Annotated in this window: 21 protein-coding genes; 2 read left to right on the top strand and 19 right to left on the bottom strand. The window is 47.4% G+C overall.

The annotated features are described in order from the left end of the window. Positions 1-257: 257 nt before the first annotated feature. From spoVG to Tfer_RS10260, 6 genes are all read right to left on the bottom strand, one after another. Positions 258-515 (bottom strand): septation regulator SpoVG, encoded by a 258-nt coding sequence (gene spoVG, locus Tfer_RS10285; protein ID WP_013119051.1) that lies wholly within the window; start codon positions 513-515, stop codon positions 258-260. 277 nt (positions 516-792) lie between these two features. After that, entirely contained in the window at positions 793-1,551 is a 759-nt protein-coding gene (locus Tfer_RS10280) for a nucleotidyltransferase family protein (RefSeq protein ID WP_052218332.1), read from the bottom strand. Between the two features lie 24 nt (positions 1,552-1,575). Continuing rightward, positions 1,576-2,280 (bottom strand): GntR family transcriptional regulator, encoded by a 705-nt coding sequence (locus Tfer_RS10275; protein WP_052218363.1) that lies wholly within the window; start codon positions 2,278-2,280, stop codon positions 1,576-1,578. A gap of 30 nt (positions 2,281-2,310) precedes the next feature. Further along, complete coding sequence (ispE, locus tag Tfer_RS10270; protein ID WP_052218331.1) at positions 2,311-3,231, bottom strand: 4-(cytidine 5'-diphospho)-2-C-methyl-D-erythritol kinase; 921 nt, start codon at positions 3,229-3,231, stop codon at positions 2,311-2,313. Positions 3,232-3,301: 70 nt separating this feature from the next. Continuing rightward, complete coding sequence (cphA, locus tag Tfer_RS10265; protein ID WP_052218330.1) at positions 3,302-5,974, bottom strand: cyanophycin synthetase; 2,673 nt, start codon at positions 5,972-5,974, stop codon at positions 3,302-3,304. A 72-nt stretch (positions 5,975-6,046) separates the two neighbouring features. Continuing rightward, positions 6,047-6,850 carry a cyanophycinase gene (locus Tfer_RS10260; RefSeq protein WP_052218329.1) on the bottom strand — a complete coding sequence of 268 codons (804 nt, stop codon included), beginning with the start codon at positions 6,848-6,850 and terminating at the stop codon, positions 6,047-6,049. 136 nt (positions 6,851-6,986) lie between these two features. Between Tfer_RS10260 and Tfer_RS10255 the strand changes: the two genes are divergently transcribed. After that, entirely contained in the window at positions 6,987-7,367 is a 381-nt protein-coding gene (locus Tfer_RS10255) for a L,D-transpeptidase (RefSeq protein ID WP_013119045.1), read from the top strand. A gap of 95 nt (positions 7,368-7,462) precedes the next feature. Here the strand turns inward: Tfer_RS10255 and Tfer_RS10250 are convergent, their stop codons facing one another. Beyond that, positions 7,463-9,517: a methyl-accepting chemotaxis protein gene (locus tag Tfer_RS10250; RefSeq protein WP_052218328.1), complete on the bottom strand. Its 2,055-nt coding sequence runs from the start codon at positions 9,515-9,517 to the stop codon at positions 7,463-7,465. Between the two features lie 435 nt (positions 9,518-9,952). Then, the gene (locus Tfer_RS10245) at positions 9,953-11,239 is read right to left on the bottom strand and encodes a cytochrome c3 family protein (RefSeq protein ID WP_052218327.1); all 1,287 of its coding nucleotides are present in this window, start codon (positions 11,237-11,239) and stop codon (positions 9,953-9,955) included. Positions 11,240-11,521: 282 nt separating this feature from the next. Here Tfer_RS10245 and Tfer_RS10240 point away from each other — a divergent pair, with 282 nt between their 5' ends. Next, positions 11,522-12,034 (top strand): hypothetical protein, encoded by a 513-nt coding sequence (locus Tfer_RS10240; protein ID WP_052218326.1) that lies wholly within the window; start codon positions 11,522-11,524, stop codon positions 12,032-12,034. Positions 12,035-12,108: 74 nt separating this feature from the next. Here Tfer_RS10240 and Tfer_RS10235 read toward each other — a convergent pair whose 3' ends face one another. The 11 genes from Tfer_RS10235 to Tfer_RS10190 form a co-directional block, all read right to left on the bottom strand. Next, positions 12,109-13,302 (bottom strand): cytochrome c3 family protein, encoded by a 1,194-nt coding sequence (locus tag Tfer_RS10235; RefSeq protein WP_242843581.1) that lies wholly within the window; start codon positions 13,300-13,302, stop codon positions 12,109-12,111. 52 nt (positions 13,303-13,354) lie between these two features. Further along, entirely contained in the window at positions 13,355-14,422 is a 1,068-nt protein-coding gene (locus Tfer_RS10230; protein WP_052218324.1) for an NHL repeat-containing protein, read from the bottom strand. Between the two features lie 20 nt (positions 14,423-14,442). Beyond that, entirely contained in the window at positions 14,443-15,072 is a 630-nt protein-coding gene (locus Tfer_RS10225; protein WP_242843583.1) for a tetratricopeptide repeat protein, read from the bottom strand. Between the two features lie 118 nt (positions 15,073-15,190). Next, positions 15,191-15,343 (bottom strand): hypothetical protein, encoded by a 153-nt coding sequence (locus Tfer_RS16580; RefSeq protein WP_160315554.1) that lies wholly within the window; start codon positions 15,341-15,343, stop codon positions 15,191-15,193. A 290-nt stretch (positions 15,344-15,633) separates the two neighbouring features. After that, on the bottom strand, positions 15,634-16,980 hold the full coding sequence (locus tag Tfer_RS10220; RefSeq protein ID WP_052218322.1) for a cytochrome c3 family protein: 1,347 nt from the start codon (positions 16,978-16,980) through the stop codon (positions 15,634-15,636). A 194-nt stretch (positions 16,981-17,174) separates the two neighbouring features. After that, positions 17,175-19,133 (bottom strand): methyl-accepting chemotaxis protein, encoded by a 1,959-nt coding sequence (locus Tfer_RS10215; RefSeq protein ID WP_052218321.1) that lies wholly within the window; start codon positions 19,131-19,133, stop codon positions 17,175-17,177. A 63-nt stretch (positions 19,134-19,196) separates the two neighbouring features. Next, positions 19,197-19,688: a chemotaxis protein CheX gene (locus tag Tfer_RS10210; RefSeq protein WP_052218320.1), complete on the bottom strand. Its 492-nt coding sequence runs from the start codon at positions 19,686-19,688 to the stop codon at positions 19,197-19,199. A 23-nt stretch (positions 19,689-19,711) separates the two neighbouring features. Further along, a complete protein-coding gene (locus tag Tfer_RS10205) occupies positions 19,712-20,194 on the bottom strand; it encodes a chemotaxis protein CheX (protein ID WP_427916562.1) in 483 nt (160 codons plus the stop codon). Between the two features lie 30 nt (positions 20,195-20,224). Next, the gene (locus tag Tfer_RS10200; protein WP_052218319.1) at positions 20,225-21,277 is read right to left on the bottom strand and encodes a protein-glutamate methylesterase/protein-glutamine glutaminase; all 1,053 of its coding nucleotides are present in this window, start codon (positions 21,275-21,277) and stop codon (positions 20,225-20,227) included. Between the two features lie 32 nt (positions 21,278-21,309). After that, positions 21,310-21,666, bottom strand: coding sequence for a response regulator (locus tag Tfer_RS10195; protein ID WP_013119033.1), 357 nt, complete (start codon positions 21,664-21,666; stop codon positions 21,310-21,312). A 40-nt stretch (positions 21,667-21,706) separates the two neighbouring features. Beyond that, complete coding sequence (locus tag Tfer_RS10190) at positions 21,707-23,797, bottom strand: chemotaxis protein CheA (protein ID WP_052218318.1); 2,091 nt, start codon at positions 23,795-23,797, stop codon at positions 21,707-21,709. Between the last annotated feature and the right edge of the window lie 19 nt (positions 23,798-23,816).

Below are 23,816 nucleotides of genomic sequence, written 5' to 3'. Positions count from 1 at the left end.
TTATTTTATTGATTACAAAAATATTCCCAAATATTCTTTTATTCAACATTTTAACGCCATTTCCTGCGGTAATTTTAAGGAAATTACCCGGACAATTTTGCGCTAATGTATATATACCAAAAAAGGCTCCGCTAATGCGAAGCCTTAGTTGTCCCTTTCAGTGCAGGAATCTATTGCACGTTTTTCGATATACCGGCTATTTACTACGAGGATAAAGTCAAAAGATAATTTTTTCCCTTCCAAACAACAGCGTACGATTAGGCTAGGGCCTCCTCATAGGCTTTCAGTACGGCAGTTTGAATTACTTCCCGGGCGCTGGAGGTAATGGGATGGGCAATATCCCGGAATTCCCCATCCGGCGTCTTCCGGCTTGGCATTGCTACAAAAAGCCCGTTTTGCCCTTCCACAACCTTTACATCGTGAATAACAAATTGATCATCCAAAGTTATTGATACGATGGCTTTCATTTTCCCGTCCAGATTGATCTTTCTAACCCGTACATCTGTAATATTCATTGTGTTCACCACCTTCCTGTTGCTCCACTTTCAATGCTAAAATTCGATATTCTTCATTTTGGAGCAAATTCCTGCTTTTGTCTGCGGAATTTTTTGAACTTTCAATCATATATTATTTGACATTATCTGTCATTATTTGTCGATAAATGTCGCCTGCAAAAGAAAATAACCGGGGCTACTGAGCTACCCCGGCTAGCTGTAAACTTCATTGACTGCCGCAAAATCATCTATATTTGTTAAAAAGCCTGAATAACATACCAAAAACGGGCAAAAGTACCTACGCGGTCTCTTCCAGCTTGGACATTACCAGTTCCAGGTCCGCCGGTTTATCCACATCAACCCCAATTTCCGGGTAATCAGAAATAACTGCGGCGCCGGTGATGCCAAGTAACTCATAAACTTTTTGCTCAATTTCACTAATCGAGAGTTTATGTAAAAAAAACTTTAACAACAGCTTCAACCCCAGCAACCGGCATAACTTAACAGGTTGTTTCCTCAATTTTACCACTTCTACAGCCACTTCAGCCAACCTATCCAGCACATGTGGTTTCAAAAGCATGATATTGCCGCCTGTAAAAACCCCTTCCACAAGACTGACATAAGTTCTCTGGGCCTGGGGATAACGGGCCTTTACTGTCTCCTGGCTGATGATGGGATAATAAAAATCAGCCTCCCTTTCACAACACCTGGTAATAAAATCCTCGATAGCGGCGGTAGTGAGCAGTGGAATATCAGAGCATACCACCAACACAGGCCCCGTCGATTTTAACAGCTCCAAACCCCTTTGCAGGGTTTCAATAACTGTTTCTCCTCCATCAACCAGACTGACCTGTGGTCCTATGATTTCCGCCAAATTGCCCTTAGGGCCGGCAACAACGATTCTGCTTACGTTTTCGGCAGCCAGTAACGCATCGATGACATATTCCACCATATGCTTTCTGCCAATTTTAATCAGGGCTTCATCGGCAGCACTACTGCACCCCTGAAGGGCTCCACGGTTAGGGCTACCGGCCAAAACCACAGCATCGATTTTCATGGAATAATCCCCTTTTCAGAAAGATTACTCCGCAGACTTGAATCCTTTACCCTCCCGTTTTTCTCGCAAAACATTAAGCATAATATTTTCTGCGTTCTCTATATGTTCAGCAGCCAATTTCTGAGCCAATTCCACATTCCGCTCCGAAACGGCTTCCACTATTTTCTTGTGCTCTTCCAATGCATATTTCATGCGGCCCGGCGAAGCAAGCGAAGTAGTCCGGAAACGCTGAATTTGCTCCCGCAGGTTGCTGATAATTTGCACCAACCGCTCATTCCTCGTCGCCTTGAACAGAACATCATGAAATTCAGTGTCAACCTCAATCAACTTATCAAGGTCATTAGCCTGTACGCACTCGCCTATTTTAACCAGGAGCCGCTCCAGATTTTCCAACTCTTCTTCGGTAATTCTTTCCGCCGCCAATCCGGCCGCCAGGCTTTCTAAAGCAGTTCTAATTTCAAATACATCGGCAATATCTTTCATAGATAAGCCGGCAACATAAGCCCCTTTACGGGGCACCATGACAACAAACCCTTCGAGCTCCAGTTTTCTTATAGCTTCCCTGACCGGCGTCCGGCTGACACCCATCTCTTCTGCCAATTGTATTTCCATCAACCGTTCCCCTGGCTCCAGGGTGCCGTTAATAATAGCTTCCCGCAGCGCCTCAAATACTATTTCCCTGAGGGGTTTGTAATTATCCAGTGATACGGGTATTAATCTCCTCTCCATGTTATCCATCCTTCCCGCTGATATGTACAATTAATATTCTGCCCGGGCTAAAATATTTCCTGCTTCTCCTACGCTTATAGTATTAGTTGTCAATATCCGGTAAGAAGCAGGAAAATTTCGCTGCGCTGTTGCACATAAATCTTTGGCCAGTTCCGGCGAGCGGGTAAAAGCACAAACAGTAGGACCGCTCCCCGACATCAAAACCGCCTCCGCACCCCAATCCACCAGCCTTCTCTTAATATCCTGCAGCACCGGATATAAACGCAAAGTAACCGATTCCAGAACATTTCCCATTCCCCGGTAAATATCCACAATTTCGCCCCGTTCAATACCTTTTAAAACCAGGTCCAGATCCGGACGGCAAAGCCTTTCATGAAAACTGAAGTTTTTGTAAACCAAAGCTGTTGAAACGCCAAAATCCGGTTTAACCAGGACCATCCACATGGTAGGCGGCGACGGCACACGGGTTAATATTTCCCCTATCCCGCGGGCCACCGCTGTTCCCCCGAAAATGCAGTAGGGTACATCAGCCCCGAGACGCAGCCCGATACGCATAAGCTCTTCTGTGGAAAGGTTCAGGTTTAACAGTCTATTCAGTCCCTTTAGAACAGCGGCAGCGTTAGCAGAACCTCCAGCCATCCCGCCTTCCACCGGAATACGTTTGGCAATAAAAATGTCTATGCCATAATTTAAACCGGTCAAATCAAGACCTGCAAAGCGTAACAATTCCTGAGCTGCCCTGTAAGCTATGTTAGCAGCATCCCGGGGTACAGATTCGTGATCAGATAATACGCTAATCTTTTTTTTCGGGGACAGCCGGATCCTTACATCATCATGTAGCTCCACCTGCTGCATTAGTGTTACCAGCTCGTGGTATCCATCTTCCCGTTTACCTGTTATGTCCAGGGTCAGGTTAATTTTTCCATAGGCAGGTACGGTAATTTGTTGCATACTCTATCTAACCTTTCCAACTTGGCATTTTTATAGTATGTTTGCCATTCGGACAAAAAATTCCTTCATTTTAAAAAGCCCTTTGACCTGTAACCCTGCTGCGGGCAGCATCAGCGGCCTTTTCTCTAATCTTTTTGACTTTGGCAAATTCACCAAAGGCGCTTAACAGGTTCACCACAGGTTCCAGTTTTTCGTAGAAAATCACCACCAAATCACCGCGTTCGGCAATTTCTACGGCCTTTAGCACCGCATTTATTTCTTTTAAAATAATGATTACATCCTTACCGGAACAACCGCCGGCCTGGACTCCCTTTTTGAGAAGGCTAGCTACCTCCCCCGGCTTACGTCCTCTCAGATCAGCGTCTTCCTTGATTATAATTTTATCAAAACCACGCCCGGCAATTTGGCCTACTTTAATAATAAAATCGTCCTGCCGGTCTCCCGGGACTCCAATAACCCCGATAAGTCTTTTATGCTTCATCTTCTTTGCAGTCGCCAGCACACTTTGGTACCCGGCGGGATTATGTCCATAATCGACGAGGACTTTTACGCCGGCCACTTCAAAGAAGTTTAAGCGTCCCGGATTGCCTTTTAATCCAGGTTCGAAACTTAGCAACCCTTCTTTAATTTGGGCAACCGGTATGCCTAGACCCAGGCAGCCTGCCGACGCAGCCAGAACATTTTCCACATTATGAAGAGCCTGGCCTGATAAAGTACATGGAATACTTTTTACCGAGGCTATCTTTACCACGTGGTTGCCTTTGGCATAAACAACAAAGCCATTTTTCACAAAAACCGCCATCCCACCGGCCCCCAGGTGACGCCGTATGGTTATATTGTCCGATGCCCTGGAAAAATAAATAATATTTCCCCGGCAACGGGAAGCCACATAACTTGCCAGCCTGTCGTCAGCGTTTAATACAACATAGCCGTCCCTATCAGTGGCTTCGGCGACTACAGACTTCACAAAGGCGAGATCTTCCAGGGTTTCTATGCCGTCTATACCCAAATGGTCTTCGCTTATGTTCGTAATGATGCCAACATCGCAGCGGTCAAAACCCAAACCGGCCCTTATTATCCCTCCTCTGGCTGTTTCCAGGACAGCCACCTCAACGCTGTTATCCCTTAGAACGGTTCTGGCGCTGACCGGGCCGGTCATATCCCCTTTGGCTATAAGTTTCCCATTTACATAGATGCCATCTGATGTCGTCATCCCTACTACATTGCCCGCCGCATGCAAAATATGGGCTATCAACCTGGTGGTTGTCGTCTTTCCGTTGGTCCCTGTAACTGCTACAATAGGTATGCGCGATTTTGTCCCGGGCGGAAATAATTTGTCAACGATTGCCCTCGCCACATTACGCGGTTTCCCCTGTGAAGGGTAATGATGCATTCTTAGGCCGGGCGCCGCATTTACTTCAATTACCGCGCCATTGCAGGAGGTCAAGGGTATGGCTATATCCTCGGCTACCAGGTCAATGCCCGCTACATCAAGACCTATAATTTTCGCGGCGCGTACGGCCAATGCGGCATTTTCCGGATGTACATTATCAGTGACGTCAATAGCTGTACCCCCTGTACTCAGATTGGCGTTTTCCCTCAGCAATACGCGGGCGCCTTCAGGGGGTATGCTTTGCAAGACAAAATTTTGTTTAGCCAGAACCATGAGCACAACCGGGTCAATCTTGATCTTGGTCAGGGGTTTTTCATGCCCGTCTCCCCGCAGGGGATCCCTATTGACCTGCTCAATCAATTGTTCAATGGTGCTTTCCCCGTCTCCCGTTACTGAAGCAGGGATTCGTTCGGACGCTGCCACCACCCGGTCGTCAACAACAACCAGCCGGTAATGCCGGCCCGTAATAAACTTCTCTACTATCACCCGGTCACTGTAATTGGTGGCCACAGCATATGCCTTTTTAACCTCACCTTCACTGCGCAGGTTCAAGGCAACCCCTTTACCCTGGTTTCCGTTAAAGGGTTTGACTACGACAGCATTATTGATTCTTTTCATTATATCCAGAGCTTCTTTTTCCGTTCTGGCCACCCCACCGTTCGGTACAGGAATGCCCGCCTCGGAAAGTATCTGCTTGGTAAGGATTTTATCCCCTGCAATATCGACGCCTATACACCCGGTAGCATCGGTAATACTGGCTTCTATCCTGCGCTGATGACAACCGTAACCCAACTGGAGAATACTGCCTTCGCCAAGGCGCATCACGGGAATATTGCGTTTTCGGGCTTCCATGGCAATTGCTTTTGTTGTAGGCCCTAAATCAAACTTTAACGCCGTCTCTTTAATAATTTCAAGTTCTTTATCCAGGTCAATGCTACCACCCTGCAGTAAGGTCATAATCAGGTTTACCGCCGCTCTGGCCGCCTGAATCCCGGCTTCTTTTGATTCATACTCAAAAATTACTTCGTAGATGCCGGGGGCCTCGGCTTCACGGGTTTTGCCGTAAATTACATCGAAACCGGCTAAATGCTGTAATTCTAAAATAACGTGTTCCAAAAGGTGACCAAAAAAAGTGCCTTCGCGCATACGCTGGACAAACCCGCCCGGCCGACCCAGCGAACAGTAGTGTTCCTGTAGCGTTGGCATAAGCCGCAAAACCGCTTCAATTAACGTCGGATGCCGGTCAGTGGTTACTCCTGTTAAATTTTCCAGGTCTACAGTCAACTTGATTACCGGGCTGTGCGAATATATATTTATTCCCTCGTAAACCCGAAATTCTAAAATCTTCATTAAAAGCGAAAACCCCTTTCCCAAACATCGCAGATATTTATCAAATCAATACCTGGAAAAATCAAACTTTTATCAAATCAACGGCTGGCGGTTTCTCAGGTTAAACCCGTAACCCGCCGGAATTACATGCAATCGCACACCATGCAAGGCGAGATTCTGGTCCGGTTCCAATTCCGAAACATTGGTATAAGTTGCCTCTTTACCATCCACAATAGTTACTGTCCGGGACCCTATAACATCGAGACGGGCATCTGCCCCAACGACGACGGCTGTATCTTCATCAATACCTATCCCTAAAACATAGGGATTATGGGCTACGGCTGCCAGTAACCGCCCCAACCTGCCACGTTGGGCAAAATGCTGGTCAATGACCGTTTCTTCCAGTAAGCCCAAACCAGGCGCCATCCTTAACGAGTTTTTTCGAGGCGCACTGTCGCTGTCACCTTCAACAATCATCGTATCACTCATGGCCGATGCCCCCGCACTGGTCCCCGCAATGACCACCCCGTTTTTATAAGCTCTGGCCAGGGCCTCATTGACAGGAGTACCGCCCAGAATACTGGTTATCCTCAATTGGTCCCCGCCTGTAAAGAAAATGCCGGTCGCTTCAGAAATAATGTTTACGGCTTTTTCCCCTTTTGCCTCCGTTCTGCTGGGCAAATCCAGTATTTCAATCTGACCGCCTCCCAACCGGCCAAAAATCTGCAGGTACTCTTTTCCCACTGCCTCCGGTTCCTTGGTGGCAGTAGTCATGATGACCAGTTTGCCGGCTTTGCCTCCTGACAATTCAACAAATCTTTTTAATATGGCACAATCCCCTTTTTTATCCTCCGCACCGCCGATAATTAAGAGATTACCGGCTACCTTTTTCCCCATTAATCCGACCTCCGCACGATAATTACACACCACTTATGTTTCCCATTTTTGCCATTTTTATTCCAAAATCGCTTTTTTACGCAATTTAGCTCCCTAAATCATATGTTAATAAAAAAATATTTTCAGGTGATGAAAAATGCGTAAAAACACTTTGTATAATGACGAACCCTTGTATTCCAACATCCTCATCAGGGTTGACGTTACCAACCGCTTGCTTTACCTGGAAAGAGGGAACCGGACTACGCAAATTTATCCTGTTGCCGTTGGCAAACCATCCACCCCTACCCCCCCCGGCACTTATTCAATAATAGAAAAAACAGTCAACCCCGGAGGAATCCTGGGCACTCGCTGGATGGGGCTTGATATTCCCGACGGACCTTATGGGATTCATGGCACCTGGAACCGGGACTCCATCGGTAAGGCCGTTTCTAACGGCTGCATCAGAATGTACAACGAGGATGTGGAAGAAGTATTCAGGCAGGTCCATATAGGCACCACCGTCATTATCTACAGGTAAAAAAGGGCTGTACTTTGGGAGCTGTTCACAAAGGTCATGCAAAAAATTTGGGAGGTTAAATGATTTCAAAATCATTTAACCTCCCCTTAATTACACTATATTTTATTCATCACCTTAAATGCTTCACAGTTCATACAGCGATGCCGCTTCGATTTGGCGTCTCCCTGCTGAACCCCGCCACACCAGGTTCCGGAAATTAACCAACAACATTTTTCGTTGCTTTTATACGCCGGACATTTGCCCCTGACTTCCATGCTGCAGTTCATTATATCCCAGCAGTTTTCAGTAATCTCACGCATCTTGAACTTACCCGCCGTCTCACTCAGACGGTCCGCAGTCTCAGCCAGAATACCGGCGGCGTTAGCTATTGCCTCCGCCGCAGCCGTCATTTCCTCGGTAGATGCCGAAACTTCTTCCGCTGAGGCCGAGCTCTGTTGGGTAACTGCGGCAATGTTTTCCATAGCCAAAGCAACCTGTTTACTGGCTTCCCTCAATTGTTCTGTGGCGGCTGTATTCCCGTGGCTGATAGCGCTCACATTATCGATAGCCTTAACGACATCCTGGCTGCTGGCCGAAATTTCCTCTGCCGCTGCCGAGATATTCTGTACCTGTTGATAAGTCTCTTCAACTGTGGCCAGGATTTCTTTCAGGGCATTACCGGCATCAAGGGCCAGGTTACTGCCTTTTTCAACTTCACCGGTACCCGCTTCCATTGCTGCTACTGCCATGGCCGTTAATTTTTGAATGTTTGTAATCAGGTCGGCAATTTCCTTGGTGGCTTTGCTACTGCGCTCGGCCAGTTTCCTGACCTCATCGGCCACTACGGCAAATCCCTTACCGTGTTCCCCGGCGCGAGCCGCCTCAATGGCCGCATTTAGCGCCAACAGGTTGGTCTGTTCCGCAATATCATCAATTACCTGGATGATTTCGCCGATCTGCTGCGAATGTTCGCCCAGTTCTTTAATCTTATTGGCTGTTTCGAATACCTTCTCTTTTATTTCATTCATGCCTTCTATGGTTAATTTTACGGCTTTTTCACCCTTGTCGGCGGCCTGCCTGGTCTTATCGGCAGATAAAGCGACGGTCTGGGCGTTGACAGCAACATCCTGTATAGAGATAGCCATTTGATTTACTATTTCCACTGTCGAAGCTACATTGTTTATCTGTTCTCCGGCTCCGTCGGCAATCTGGCGGATAGCTGTGTTGACCTGATTCACAGTCTCCGATGTTTCGTTAATATAGGTAGTCTGATTAGCAATACCTTTGGCCACTTCCTGAATAGCGCCGGCCACCTGCTGGGTGGATTTGGCTGCTTCATCGGCATTGGTCAACAGGCGCTGGCTGGTAACAGCTACTTCGTTAGCGCCGTTTAATACTTCTCCCAACAGCTCGCGCACATTCTTAATCATCACGTTAAAGGACTCTGCCAGGTCCCTGATTTCATCCCTGGTATTTACATCAATATAGGAAACAGAAAAGTCGCCGGCAGCCATTTTTTTGCTGCGCTCTACCACAGCCTTAATGGGCGCGGTAATTTTGAAAGGCAGGTAAAGTCCCAAGCCCAAACCGACGACAATGGCAAGAATCAACAGAATTGCCGTAATGTATTGGGTTGTTTTTAAGCCCTCATGCATTTCAGTGTTGGATTTTTCTAAGTCCTCCTGGATTTGCTTTTCCAACTGAGCGAACAATGGGTCCAGGTTTTTTCTTTTGTCCCGCCCAACCTCCAGGGACAGTCTTTTTGCTTCCTCCATATTGCCGCTTTTATAAGCGTCTACCACTTGTTTCTGAATAGCGGTAAACTCTTTATGTACTTTTTCTATCTGCAGGAAAATTTCTTTCTCATTTTCCTCAAGAACTGGCAGTCTCTGTTCTATTATTTCATCTACCTTCGCCGCTCTTTCCTGCATTTCTTTTACAAACTTTTCTTCACCGGTTAAAAGAAACCCTCTTTCATCATTGGCCTGGCCGGCTATGCCTGATTTGATACTATCCACAATACCCAGGTTCGGTAGAACTTCTTCATGGATGCCATCAAACACTTGCAAAGTTTTTTGCGTATTGCGGAAGCTAAAAAAACCGATTACGGCCAGAAAAAGGATCAGCACAATGTACCCAAGAAATATTTTCCCCTTCAGCCCCATTCTCATTTTAATATCCCTCCGCCCATTAGATTTCGTTCAATATTCGACAAATTGTGGCATTTTCTTTTTCGTTTTCGTTTTAAACTCACTCCGGCCGGCCTCCTTTTTTTGGCAAAACTATTTATTCACGTTTTTCGACACTTTGCTCAATTGTCCTGCTTTATTCGATAAATACCAAAACCCTTACTTGTAATAAATGTAATTTCCACAAAAATTATACCGGTATAAAAATTTACTGTTAAAATTGCCGCAAATAGGCTCTGTATCTTGCAGCAAGCCATCCATAACCGGTAATTATAACATCTTGTTTTTTTAGAAAGGCAAATGTATAATAATTACATTGATATTAATTTTAAAAGGGGAGCTTCAGTTAGCGCTCCCCTGAAAAATCATATGGCAGGAATGCCGGTTGTCCCAGATGTATGGCGTCGATTAATCGCCTCAGCTATGGCAGTTGGTGCATAAGTCGTCGCCGTTTTCCTCAACCAGTAATGCTGGGTTGGTGCTTAAGTGTGGGAAAGTACCTCTGCTGGGATAACCGGCTCCTTTTGTATTAAAGTCCACCCAAAATGCCGCGTCAACATTTCGCGGACTGGCGTGACACTGCTGGCAGGAAGGCCCGGAATAGACTGCATAGGCCACGCTGCCGTCAGGGCGGGAAGCGCCGGTCATGGGGTCTATACCCAGCATAGCGTACCACTTGTTGCTCCGCGGGTCAAAGCTAAGGTCGGCGTCGCTGGCAGGAACAGGATTGCTGTCAATCAGCACATATCCCTGGTTCATAACCTTTGCTACGCTGGAACCATTAATCCAGCCGGCGCTGTTATTCATACCGGCGCCCAGCAGGTCATAACCGGGGCCCGCCGCGTTCACCGGATGATTAAAGATTTCACTGTAGACCCTGTTGTAGACAACATCATCAACGGTCATATAATTCTCGTATCCCCGGTGGCATCCGGTACACCATTTGGACCCATAGGAACCGCCGGTGTTAATGCCGTTAATAACCCTTTTCAGCAAACGGTTGGTCAGGAATATCTTTCTCTGTCCGCTGCTTAAGCCCTCTTCCGTAACCTTAACCTGTGATTCGCCCAGGTAAATACCAACAGTGTTGGCCGTAATTCCGTGCGGCGTATGACAACTGTCACAGGTAAAGGCGTTGCCGGAAAGTTGCCCCTGGTCTCCCGTGTAGAGAGGGGCGCTACTACCGTCTGCGGCACCGGCAGGGATTAAGGTGGAACCGAAAGTAGAATTGTAAGTAAATCCGTTAACGGTGCCGAACACCCGGTGGGAAGATTTTACGCCGTATCCGTAACGCGGGTCCGGCAAGTCGCTGGCAAAATAAGGAGCATTACTGCTGCCGGTAATATCATGGCAGAACTGGCAGGCATCGGTAACCGTCTGTCCAGGTAGCAGTATGGGGTTATCAGCATCATGCACTTTATGACATATCTGACATTTATTGGTACTGGCAGTGTAGCCACCATGTGGGCCGGTAGTACCTGTCGCGGCGCCGGCATGACAGCCGTTGCACTGGTCTGCGGCGTAACGTTCAGCCCAACCGCTGCGGTCCCCCAGGTCTTCATGGGCAGCAAAAGCGACTCCGCCGGTGAGCACAAGGATTAGGGCGCTCAGTGTTACCGTTACCGCCAACATTACTATCGTAATTAAGGTTGCCGGTGCGTTGAATGTTTTTTGTTTCCTTGACAATTGAAACAACTTTTCCACTCCTAAAACTCCTTAATTTGGCTAAATATCCAGTAGGCCAATAAGGCAGAACCATACTTTAATTCGACAAATTTATGTAATATTTGTGTATATTCTACTTTTAGCAATAGTATCGCATAGTTTTCAACACATTTGCCTAAATTCCTTTTCAAATGTAATTATTTTTCTTTAGTAACGGTGTGCAATTGCACTATATTGGCTGTATTGTGTTTTCCACAGTAAATTTGTATAATTAAGATTGTGAATGATATCAATATTCACTGATCAGGGGGTGGCCATAACTTGACAAAGCTCAGAATGATGTACCTGATTATTGGATTGGTCCTGCTGTCTCTGGCAGCCGGGTGCGGCGGCGGTTCTCCAGGCGGAAATGAACCAAAGGCCGCAGCGCAAAAACGGATAATTAATACATATCTGGAAGGGCTCAAGGACCTGGACTACAACAAACTTAAACAATCGGTTACATATAGCGTCTACAGCTCCTGGCCAACAGACAGGACTAAATTTAAAGAAATGCTCGCCGAGCGGCAGAAACCGATGGGAACTATCAGGAACTGGACGTTGGAAACAAACCCCTATGTCGACGAACTCAACAACCAGACGCTGGTTCGCGCGACCGTTACTACCGATAAATATAAGGTGATATTAAAATTTGACCTGCGTAAATACAGTAATCAGTGGCGCATTTACGGTGTGGATACGGAGAGAACGATTCCCCTGCATAAAAATTCTACACCCTCCGCTCTCCCTCCGTCAGGTAAAGCTGATTATAGTTCCAAAGCCAAAACAAAATAAGTTATAAGTTTTTGCCCCAGCGAAGAAAAAACTGCAACCGAAAGGTTGCAGTTTTTTTGGCCTTTACGCCCATATTACGGCAAGTTAGCTGTACCGTGGCAGTTGGTGCAGAAGTCATCACCCGATTCAGCGAGCAGAGCCTTATTGGTGCTTAAGTGTGGGAAAGTACCTCTGCTGGGATAACCAGGTCCTTCTGTGTTAAATGCTGCCCAGAATGCTGCATCAACGTCACGCGGGCTGGCGTGGCATTGCTGACAGGAAGGTCCGGAATAAACTGCATAGGCCACACTGCCGTCGGGACGCGGTGCGTCGCCATTGAGCGGGTCATTGGCAATCATGGCATACCACTTATTGCTCCGCGGGTCACCGTTCAGGTGAGCACCAGGATCAGGGGTACCCCTAGTATCAACATAGACATACCCGGCTGCGGTAACATCAGCCGCTGTTTTACTGTTAATAAAGCTGACACCGTTTGCCATACCGGTACCTAACAGGTCATAACCAAGGCCGCTTGCGTTAACGGGATGGTTGAAGACACCGGCATGGTTATTATCACGTCCCTGGTGGCATCCTATACACCAGGCCGAACCGTAGGTGGTGCCGACGTCAACACCGTTAACAGTTCTCCGCAGGATCCGGTTGGTCAGGTAAATCTTCTCGGTGCCGGCAGGCATGCCGTAGCTGGTCGCCTTAACGTGGGACTCGCCCAGGTACTTGTCTACCACCTTGGCAGCGAGAGCGTGCGGGGTATGGCAACTGTCGCATGTAAAAGCAGTTGCGGAAAGATCACCAGTACCCGTGGTATTTAATGTGGCATTACCGCCGGTGGCGTCATCACCGCCCGGGATGGTGAGGGAACCATAAGTAGCAAAATATACGGTGCCGGCGACTGTGCCGAATACCTTGTGCGCGGACTTAATATTGGTAGTCGGTATGTCACTGGCAAAATAAGGAGCTACGTCTGTTCCGGTCAGGTCATGGCAGAAATTGCAGGCCTCCGTAACAGTGGCACCCGGCAGTAATTTTGCATTAGCAGCCTTGTGCACCTTATGGCAGGCAATACACCTGGTGGTAGTGCTGGTATACCCGCCGTGAGGGCCGGATGTGTGTTTGTCGGCCGTATCATGGCAGGCAGAACACCCTTTGGCGGACATTTCCGCCCAACCGGTACGGTCACCCAAATCGGTATGTGCTGCAAAAGCGACACCCGCAGTCAGCATAACCAGACATAGGGTCATGACAGCAATGATACCCAGTTTGCGCATCATTTTCACCTCCTTTCCCCGATAGTCCTTTTATACCGGGTTCAGCCCGGTAAACTTATTCTTCGTGATTTTCGATAACAAAGTCAGTCAGCCTGATGGCCTGTACCCTGTCGTTTTCCTTATCCGCCACATAAATGACCTTATCCTTGGTAATGGCTATGCCGTTGGGAAAATTGAAGGTCCCGTCATCAACGCCCCGTTGGCCCATTTCCGCCAGCAGTTTTCCCTGCGGGGAGAGGACCTTAATATTAAAGTCAAAGGCGTCAATCACATAGATGTTGCCGTCAGGCCCAACGGCGATATTCCGCGGTAGCTCAAACTGCTGCGGTTTTTTGTTGAAATTGTCCCAGGCATCAACGGGCTGACCGTATACCCACTTCACTTTGCCGTTCTGGTCCAGGGCCTGGACACGCAGGTTGTTAGAATCGGACACATAAATGGTTCCGTCATCCCCCACGGCAATGCCGTTAGGCCGGTCAAACTGACCCTCTTCTTTCCCCGGCATGCCGAAATCCTTGACAAACTTACCCCTGGTGGTGAAGATAACCACCTGGAAAGGGTTGGCTATATAGACTTTCCCGTCTTTCACATCCAGAGCCAGCGGGAAAATATCGGTCGCCGTTCCTCCGTAAGGACCTTTGGGAAACCAGTCTATAAATTTACCCCTGCTGTCAAATACCTGTATTCGCTGATTCGCCAGGTCGGCCACAAAGATATTGCCCGTTTCTTCATCGATGTCAATTCCATAGGGGTAATTAAATTTCCCGGGGCTCCAGGTAGCCTTGTAACCGGGGGCGGGATGGGCCACCCCGCGTTCGCCGAACTCAAACATAAACTCGCCCCGGCGGTTAAACACCACCACCCGGTTATTCCCGCTGTCGGCCACATAAATATTGTTATCTTTGTCCGTGGCCACCGACATGGGCTTGTTAAAGGCCGGCAGCAGGCCTTTCCCCGGTCCGTAGACGGCAAACAAAAATTCGATATTGCCGACCCTCTTTGGGTTAGCGGATACAACCCCGCCGCCGCCCAAGTCCGGTATATTAAAATAGATGTATGTTATCAGAGCCAGGGTAACAGTCAACACTGCAGCAGTAACATTGGCCAGACGTTTCTTCTTCATCCTAAACTCCTTTCAACCGGTTACTTTAATTTTTCCAGTCCGGCAGTCGCATCCGGATCGTCAGGAACAAACTTCAGTACCTCCTGGTACTGTTCTTTGGCCCTGGCCTTATCGCCCATTTTTTCGTAGGCCCGCGCTTTCAGCAGGTGTAAATCGGCCTTGCCAGGTTCCAGCTTGAGTACCTTATCGGCCACTTCGATGACCTCACCGTACTTTCCCTGCGCCAGGTAGGTTTCCCCCAGGCCTATGGCCGCAATGACGTGATTGGCTTTCAGATCCAGAGCCTTCTTATAATATTTTTCTGCCTCCGCATATTTTTCTTCTTCCTGGGCAATCACCCCCAGGTTGTAGTTGGCAGCCAGGTTATTCTTTTCAATTTTAAGAACCTCCATGTACTGTTCCCGGGCCTTTTCGTACTCTTTCATGGTCTGCAGGGCATAGGCCAGTTGCAGCCTGGCATTGATGTCAGCCGGGTTTTTATTCACCTGTTCCATAAAGCTTTTCAACCGCGCCACCTCCGGCGCCACCGTCGGTTCCTTGGCCGTGTACTTCCTTACCGTCAGTACCCCCATCGCAATATTGGCCACTACCAGAACCAGGATCAGAACTATAACGGAAACCGGCACTTTCTCCTGTTGTTGTATCGACACTTCGGACAACTTGACCACTCCTGTTAAAACTTAGTTAATTACGCATTTCACAAATCACCCAAAAAAACTGCTGCTTTTCTTTTCGCTGACCGGCTATTCTCGGTATTTTTGCTAATAATCAAGCAGCATAATGTTTCAACATTATTTTCAATATTATTATCAATCTTACCGTCAGTACCCCCATCGCAATATTGGCCACTACCAGAACCAGGATCAGAACTATAACGGAAACCGGCACTTTCTCCTGTTGTTGTATCGACACTTCGGACAACTTGACCACTCCTGTTAAAACTTAGTTAATTACGCATTTCACAAATCACCCAAAAAAACTGCTGCTTTTCTTTTCGCTGACCGGCTATTCTCGGTATTTTTGCTAATAATCAAGCAGCATAATGTTTCAACATTATTTTCAATATTATTATCAATATTGTTATCGATATTTTCTGTTTTGGACTTTAGTCCATTTTTATTACAAATTTATTAATTTTTTTTTACGAAGCAGGCTATTAACTTTTCATTGGCGCAACCCTCCTGACAGAAGATCATTCATCTTAACAGGAATCATTCACCAAAATGGCACTCGTTGCAGTGAATAACTGCCGGGTGACAGATAAGGCACCTGTTCCGGTCATAACCGCCTAACTGATGTTGAATGTTAAACCCGGGTGGATGGGGCTTATTCTTCATATGGCATTCAAAGCAGAAGTTCGGACTTGTCCACGGCGCCCCCGGGTTGACAGGGTTGGCCGGCGAATGGCAAAGGTTGCACACCGCCTGCCCTTTGGCATAATATACATCCTTATGCCGGTATTTGAAACCGGGTGGATGAGGCATTTCCAGCCCGTGACAGTCAACACAGGCCACTGCCATATCTTTTTGTTGGGGAGAGGTCTGGTGGCAGTAATTACAGTTTTTGATCCCCTGTTCTCGGACCAATGTCGTATGCGTTTTTACAATGTCTTTTGTATGCGGCATCTTCCGCCCGTGGCAGACACTGCACGATGCCGTATCCGTCGGTTGCTTCGGGTCGGCGGGTCCCTGCGCCACCTTTGCCTCATGGCAGTTGAAACAGGTCCTCACCCCAACTTCTTCTATGGCCTGTATATGGCGCTCCTTGTAATTTTCAGGGTGTGGCATCTGTACTTTATGGCAATTCTGGCATAGAGGCTCTTGAACGCCCCGGACATGGCACAGGCGGCAGTTCTGTTTAGCCAGATAATCCCGGCCGTGACTTGTTTTAAAGTTATCGGCAGCATGGGAAGGAGGCTTTCCTATCTTTTTATCATGGCATTTCAGGCATTGCTGCCTGGTAATCTCTACTTTCCGCCTGTGTATCAAATCGCCGTGGCACTGTTTGCATGTAATTACACCGCTGCCGGCGTGCTGAAAATGCCCGTAGTAGTCTTTTCCCGTCTGTGAAAATATTAAATCCCCGTGGCAATTCAGGCAGCGGTCCCATACCCGGTCTCTGTTTGCCTGGTTAGAATGACCGGCGACCATAGTAAAAAGAAACGCCAGTTGTTTTCGCTTTGTGTCGATATAATTAGCAACAACATCGGTATACCTGGATACAAATTCAACAGCCTTGCCAAAAGCTTTTACTGCCCTGTCAGTTGTGAGCATATATCTGGGGATGATTTCCTCGTCCTTGGTCTGTTCACTTTTCATTTGGATTTCGGAATCCGCATGACAGCTATAACAATTAATCCTGCTGTGCCCGGATTTTTTCCACGAGTTATAATAGGGTTTCATGGTGTGGCAGGTCCCGCAAAAATCCGGTTCTTCTATATACCGGAGGCCCTCTATAGTTAATGCTGGCATTGCTATCAAAAAAAATACTACAGTCAGCAGTAGTTTGGCCCGCCATTTTAACTTTGTTTTACGCTCCTCTACGGTAATCCCCGCCATTTCTCCACCACCCAGTAATTGCTATTTATTTCGACACATTGCGTTAAATATCCTGTTTTGGAATTGTGATTTATTTCTTAAATTTTTATAAATTCCCTCCCTATTCAATAAACTCCTTGGTTTTTGTCAATTAAAAAAAAGAAGCTGCCCCGGCATTTAACTTGGGCCAGCTTCTAAACCTTCAATGTATCTTGTTAAATCTTAAACTGATTTGTCATTTCCGCCAACCGACCGGCCAGCTCCTCCAACTCTTTTGACAACGTTGCCATTTCCTCTACCGTTGCCGACATCTGCTCCGATGAAACAGATACCTCTTCGGCCGAAGCGGCTGATTCTTCAGCAATGGCAGATACGTTTTCGATAGCCGTCATAACCTGGTCGCTTCCTGCCGACATTTCCTGAGTGGCCGCAGAATTTTCCTCTGTTATTGCCGCGACAGCATTAACCGCCTGAACAACATTTTCACTGCGTTCGGAAATATCCTGGGCCAGCGCAAAGATTTTTTGAATCTGTTCAGTAGTTTCGCCTACGCTGTGCAGTATTTCACTGAGGGCCTGCCCGGCATCGGCGGCCAGCCGCGAACCTTCTTCCGCTTCTGCAGTTCCCTGGTTCATGGCCTCCACAGCATTGTCGGTTTCTTTTTGAATATTGGTTATCAAATCAGCAATTTCCTTGGTCGCTTTACTGCTTCTTTCCGCCAGCTTGCGCACCTCGTCAGCAACTACTGCAAAGCCTTTGCCGTGCTCACCGGCGCGCGCCGCTTCAATGGCTGCGTTCAGCGCCAAAAGATTGGTTTGTTCCGCGATATCATCGATAACCTGAATGATTTCGCCGATTTGCTGTGACCGTTCTCCCAATTGTTTAATACTGCCTGCTGACTGGAACACCGTTTGCCTTAGCTTCTCCATGCCGGCTATAGCCTCTTCCACAGCTTTTGCGCCTTTCTGGGCAGCTTTGGATGTATCCTCAGCGCTCCTGGACAGGATTTGTGTTCCATTGGCCACTTCCTGTATCAGACCGGCCATTTGCTCCATGGTGAGGGCAGTTTTTGTCACATTATTGGCCTGGTCGCTTGCACCCGCCGCTATCTGGCCGATAGCCTGCGTCAATTCCCTGATTATGTCAGCCGTTTCCTGGATGTGCCTGATTTGTGCCGTATTACCTTTGGCCACATCGTTTATGGCAGCGCCCACCTGTTGGGTGGCTAAAGCAGCTTCGTTACTCCCCTGGACCAGTTTGTGACTGGCGGCAGTCACCCGGTTAACGGCGTCGGCCATACTGCTAACCATAGTATGAATTTGCGCAAGGAACCTGTTGATAAACCGGGACACCCTTCCCAACTCGTCTTCTGATTCTTCCGGCAAACGCTGCGTCAAATCCCCTTGTCCCGAGGCCAGGTTTGCCGTGGCGACCATTATCCTCTTCAGGGGGCGGTTTATCTGATAGTAAGAGACCCCTGTTAAAACGGCTGTAATACCTATAAGCATAAGCAACATTTCTATGACGGTCCTGATAATGGCCGCAGTAACTGCTTTATCTATTTCCGTCAGGGAAAGTCCTACCCGGAATGCCCCCCAATGCTTTCCGTTGACCGTAATCGGATAGCTGATATCCCAGACCTTTTCACCGGTATCCCTCAGGTAATCCTGTTTTAAGGGAGTTTGTGTAGCTGCGGCTTTAGCTCCAACAGGGTCATTAAAAATCCTTTTTGCCCTGTCCGGATTATTATGAGTAGGTATGTAACCTGTTTTGGCTGGGTCATCGGCTTTGGCCGCCGGTACCGCAAAGAGAACATTTTTATCGGAATTTGCAATGCCCTTAATAATCGTCGACCAGTGGCTGTCGGTATATGCGTCAAAGGCTGAACGATATTTTCGGTCCTTTGCTTCCGCCGCATCTTGCAGCAGGGTATAATTCCTGTCAAATAAGGCTTCTTCGGTGATTACGCCGTTTCGAATATCATTTTCCATAACCTGTTCCAGGGCGGCAGCCCCCGCCCGGGCAAGGGCAAACCCTTGCGCTTCAATGGCTGCCTCCACCATGTGGTGGACCTTGTTAACGGAATAGGCGGAATAAAATATCATAACCACCAGCAATGTAATAAATAAGGTGAAGCTTAATTTGAACGTCAGGCTTTTGGTCAGTTTAACCAAAAAAATTCCCCCCTTTGCGTGAACAATTCAGTATTTATGTATCAAAAAAGGCCTCTCCTGGCCTTAATTTTTCTCCTGGGTCCTTTTCTTTTCAGTTTTTTCCCGCAAACACACGCTCAGTTCCACAACGCCGACATCGGTTTCCAGCGGAATTTGCAGCTTTTTCCGGTCCAGGGTGGAAATACGCGCCGGAGCTCCATATAAGATACTCGGCGGACCGATATCACTGACATAACCGATTTGCTCCAGTCTGATCAGCGCCCGGCCGGCAATTATATTGGCCATTTCTCCAATCCCGCTCAGTACCCATTTGTCAAATTCCCGCATTTCTTCACCCAACATGCGGGAAGTAACTGCGATTGCCGTTTTTTCAGACATTCCTATCTGGAAGGTCCCTTCCACAGCGCCTGTTATGGAAATCATCACAGTTATTTCCCGGGTCGTCCAGCAGGCGTCGGCCAGGGACAAAGCGCCCCTTACCGGTTTTATTCCCGCCTCCATCTGCAATATTTCCATGGCCGAGGTTAAAAAAGGATTGATAATATCTGCTTTCACCCTTACACCTCTAACATACAGTCTTATTTCTTCTCACGCAGGGCCACACTCACCGTTATTTCTCCCAGTTCCGTCAGTAATGGGATCTGCAGCCTCTTTATATTTATCGTGGAAATGACCACGCCCCGGCCAACTATAACAGTAGGAGGAGCCAGCGTGCACGGGTAACCGGCTTTTTCCAGTTCCCTACTGGATATACCCGTTATAACGTTGCCTAATTCTGCAATGGCCGATTCCACCATGCTGTCAAATATGGGTACCGGCTGCCCCAGCATCTTGGAAACAATATTTTTGGCCGTTCTTTCAGACATGCCGTACATGACTATCCCTTGAACTTTTCCGATAACCCCGATCATTACAGTTACATCATTTGCCGTATAAGACGACTGTTCCAGAGCTAACTGTCCTTTTTCTATTTTGATATCCTTCCCCAGTTCAGCGCTTAGAACCTCATGTGTAGCTATCACAAAGGGGTTGATAAATTCCGCTTTCAGCAAGGTTTTCACCCTCTCCTGTTTCCGGTTATTGTTGTATCTTTACAGCATTTTGACAATCTCGTCGGCAATCTCAGTGATGGGCAGTACCTTATCAGCTTTACCCATTTCTACCACAACCCTGGGCATGCCATAAACCACGCAGGTATCTTCATTTTGTGCAATTACTTTGCCCCCTGCCCGCTTAATAGCGCTAGCCCCACCGGAGCCATCATACCCCATACCGGTTAGCACAACCCCAACAACATTGGGTCCGTAGTAATTTACCACCGATTCCATAGTGACATCCACCGCCGGACGAACGGAATGCACCGGAGGATTCTGATTAAGTCCGATAACGGTACTGGAAACCAAATTCATATGGTATCCACCTGGGGCCAATAGGGCGACACCCGTCTGTAAGGTATCCCCGGCGCTGGCCTCTTTTACGGTTATACCGGAAATATCATTTAGCCGGTCAGCAAGCGATTTGGTAAAACCGGGCGGCATGTGCTGCACAATTAAAACAGCAGCAGGCAAATCTGCAGGAAGCTTTGGCACAACCTGCTGCAAGGCATTCGGCCCACCCGTCGAACTGCCAATGACAACTACTTTAGACGGCGTTTTCCCGGCTAAAGGTTTGGCGGCAACAGCCGCTGCTTCCTTTTTCGGTATAGGAGCTATCATTTGCAAAGCCCGGATGTTTTTTAATGAAGCCTTGGCACAGACCTTTATTTTTCGGATAAGTTCTTCTTTAACTCTTGCAATGTCCAGCGATATGGCCCCCGACGGTTTGGGTACAAAATCAACGGCCCCTAAGGTAAGCGCCTTAATAGTAGTTTCACTGCCCTCCTGGGTCAAACTGCTTAACATAACTACAGGAGTAGGGCATTCCACCATGATTTTCTGCAGGGCCGTTAACCCGTCCATCCTTGGCATTTCTACGTCCAGAGTAACAACATCGGGTTTCCATTTTTTTATTTTTTCCAGAGCGTCCAAACCGTCCCGCGCTGTATCGACAACAAAAATCTCTTCATCCGATTGAAGCATATTCGAAACAACCTTGCGCATATAAGCTGAGTCATCAACCACCAAAACTTCAATTCGCTTGGCCATAAAGCTTCCTCCCCGGCGCCTTCTCAAAAAGCTTATCCCACAAAACGCTTAATGGTAGAAAGTATTTTCTCCGGTTGATATGGTTTAACAATAAAGTCTTTGGCCCCTGCTTTAATGGCAGCCATTACCGTATTCTGCTGCCCCAGCGCGCTGCACATAACTATATTTGCGTTGGGATCAATTTTTTTAATTTCTGCCACGGCAGTCAAGCCATCCATCACCGGCATCGTGATATCCATCAAAACCAGATCCGGTTTGATTTGCTGGTACTTCTCCACGGCTTCCTGGCCGTTTTCTGCCTCGTCAACGGAATACCCGTTTTCAGTAAGCAGCTTGGCACACCTCATGCGCATGAAGGCAGCATCATCAACCAATAACACCTTCGCCATAACCAAATACTCCTTTCCCGAATAATTCGTTGCATTCTTATTACGATGCGGCTTTTTTCAAAAGGTTTGGCACATCCACGATTAAAGCCACATTTCCGTCGCCTAATATTGCCGCTCCTGAAATTCCCGGCACATCTCCTATATATTTGCCAAGGCTCTTTATTACTATTTCCTGTTCGCCAACAAGCGAATCAACCACTATGCCCACCTGGGTGCCGGCCAGGTTGACCACAACGACAAATAACTTGTCCTTGTCCTTCGCCCCACCTTTTATATTAAAGACCTTTTCCAGCCTGATGAGGGGCAGAACCTTACCTCTTACAACAATAACTTCCCGATTGTTGACATATTCGACCTGGTTGCTGCGCATACGAATAGTTTCAATCACAGAAGAAAGAGGTATCGCATAGACATGCTTATTCAGGGACACTAAAAGAGCCCGAATAATGGCAAGAGTTAAAGGTAGCTTAATTTTAAACTCCGTTCCTTTGCCAACGGCCGTATTAATCTCGATAGCCCCATTAATACGTTCAATGTTGGTCCTTACTACGTCCATACCAACACCGCGACCTGATACATCGGTAACCTTTTGCGCTGTACTGAGCCCTGAAGCAAATATAAGGTTAATAGCTTCTTTGTCAGTTAAGCGCTTGGCTTGCTCTTCTGTAAGCAGGTTTTTCTTCACAGCGCTCTTTCTGACTACTTCCGGATCAATGCCGCGTCCATCATCTCTTATTGAGATGATAATATGGTTTTCTTCATGGGCGGCCTGCAGCCATAAATTACCCACAGGCGGTTTCCCTGCCGCGACCCGTTCGCCGGGCGGCTCTATGCCATGGTCCAGGGCGTTCCGCAGTAAATGAATCAGCGGGTCGCCTATTTCCTCAATAATAGAACGGTCCAACTCAGTCTCCTGTCCGGTCATAACGAAGTTTACTTCTTTTCCTGCCTTATGAGACAAGTCCCTGACCATACGCGGAAATTTGTTAAAAAGGCTTTCCACAGGCAGCATCCGGGCCTTCATAATCAATTCCTGCAGTTGCGTAGAAACACGACCTATATGCACAGATGTTCGGCCAAGCTCCTGTGATATTTCATCCATATCATAATTGTTTTCTAATTCACCGTAAATCTGGAACAACCTTGTCCGGTCTATGACCAGTTCTCCGACCAGGTTCATGAGGCTGTCCAAGAGGTCCACATCAACCCGGACAGTCCGGTTGCTGCTTTTCTTTAAACCGGCAGCCCGGTCAGCCACATCTTTGGATTGTCTGGATTTAGGCTTTTCCTGCTCCTGCTGCGCACCCGGTTTTTCTGCCCCTGACATATTAGTTGCTGCCATCTCGTCGCTTAAGTCAAGTTTTCTCACAGAAGGTTCGGTCAGGTTGGGCAGATCTTTGAGCAGTTTTTCTATATTCTCCGGTGTTTCTTTTGTTAACAGGACTACAGTAAGTTCACTGCCTACCTGTTCTTTCTCTATATCTTCTGCTGACGGAATTGATTTCACAACGTCTCCCCATTCGCGGATAGCCATTAAAGTTACGAAGCACCTTACGGCCAACATTTCGGGTTCTACATCAAACTTGGTCGAAATTACAAGCGCCGTTTGCCCTTCTTTTATTCCCTTATCCAGGTGCGTCTTCTCATCATAACTGAAATCAATTTCGGGTACGTTTTGCCGTGTCTCAACTGCCGGCGCTGTTGATACTGCTGTCTGGGCCGCAAGGGTTCCACCTTCAAAATTGCTTACATTGGCAAGCTTGTCCAAAATGCCCGTTAAATCTATATCACTTTCTTCGTCATTTACGATTTCTTCTTTTAACACCCGCAAATGGTCCAGGCACTCAAATAAAACATCGACTATGCTACTGTTTACCGTCAGTTGGTTTTTGCGGAGTTTGTCCAAAACATTTTCCATGGCATGGGTCAATTCCGCCATCCTTTTATGGCCAATAGTAGCAGAAGACCCTTTTAGGGTATGTGAAGCACGAAAAATTTCCTGCAGCAATTCCTCATTATCGGCTTCTTTTTCTAGCCTGACCAAGTCGTCTTCTAAAGTCTGCATATGTTCTTCTGCTTCTTCCAAAAACAATTTCAGTTCTTCCGGCGAAGCGTCCAAATTTAAACCCATTTAACATTCCCTCCATTCC

It is taken from the genome of Thermincola ferriacetica (assembly GCF_001263415.1).
Lineage (GTDB): Bacteria > Bacillota > Thermincolia > Thermincolales > Thermincolaceae > Thermincola > Thermincola ferriacetica.
The sequence above is the reverse complement of the archived record's forward strand: the minus strand, read 5'-3'. Positions and strand labels throughout refer to the sequence as shown.

Excerpts from the sequence above, each read along its gene's own strand:
- Tfer_RS10220 (WP_052218322.1), bottom strand. The coding sequence starts at position 16,980 with ATGGCGGGGATTACCGTAGAGGAGCGTAAAACAAAGTTAAAATGGCGG.
- cphA (WP_052218330.1), bottom strand. The coding sequence starts at position 5,974 with ATGAAGATTTTAGAATTTCGGGTTTACGAGGGAATAAATATATATTCG.
- Tfer_RS10275 (WP_052218363.1), bottom strand. The coding sequence starts at position 2,280 with ATGGAGAGGAGATTAATACCCGTATCACTGGATAATTACAAACCCCTC.
- Tfer_RS10235 (WP_242843581.1), bottom strand. The coding sequence starts at position 13,302 with ATGATGCGCAAACTGGGTATCATTGCTGTCATGACCCTATGTCTGGTT.
- ispE (WP_052218331.1), bottom strand. The coding sequence starts at position 3,231 with ATGCAACAAATTACCGTACCTGCCTATGGAAAAATTAACCTGACCCTG.
- Tfer_RS10190 (WP_052218318.1), bottom strand. The coding sequence starts at position 23,797 with ATGGGTTTAAATTTGGACGCTTCGCCGGAAGAACTGAAATTGTTTTTG.
- Tfer_RS10280 (WP_052218332.1), bottom strand. The coding sequence starts at position 1,551 with ATGAAAATCGATGCTGTGGTTTTGGCCGGTAGCCCTAACCGTGGAGCC.
- Tfer_RS10200 (WP_052218319.1), bottom strand. The coding sequence starts at position 21,277 with ATGGCCAAGCGAATTGAAGTTTTGGTGGTTGATGACTCAGCTTATATG.
- spoVG (WP_013119051.1), bottom strand. The coding sequence starts at position 515 with ATGAATATTACAGATGTACGGGTTAGAAAGATCAATCTGGACGGGAAA.
- Tfer_RS10260 (WP_052218329.1), bottom strand. The coding sequence starts at position 6,850 with ATGGGGAAAAAGGTAGCCGGTAATCTCTTAATTATCGGCGGTGCGGAG.
- Tfer_RS10255 (WP_013119045.1), top strand. The coding sequence starts at position 6,987 with ATGCGTAAAAACACTTTGTATAATGACGAACCCTTGTATTCCAACATC.
- Tfer_RS10195 (WP_013119033.1), bottom strand. The coding sequence starts at position 21,666 with ATGGCGAAGGTGTTATTGGTTGATGATGCTGCCTTCATGCGCATGAGG.
- Tfer_RS10230 (WP_052218324.1), bottom strand. The coding sequence starts at position 14,422 with ATGAAGAAGAAACGTCTGGCCAATGTTACTGCTGCAGTGTTGACTGTT.
- Tfer_RS10250 (WP_052218328.1), bottom strand. The coding sequence starts at position 9,517 with ATGAGAATGGGGCTGAAGGGGAAAATATTTCTTGGGTACATTGTGCTG.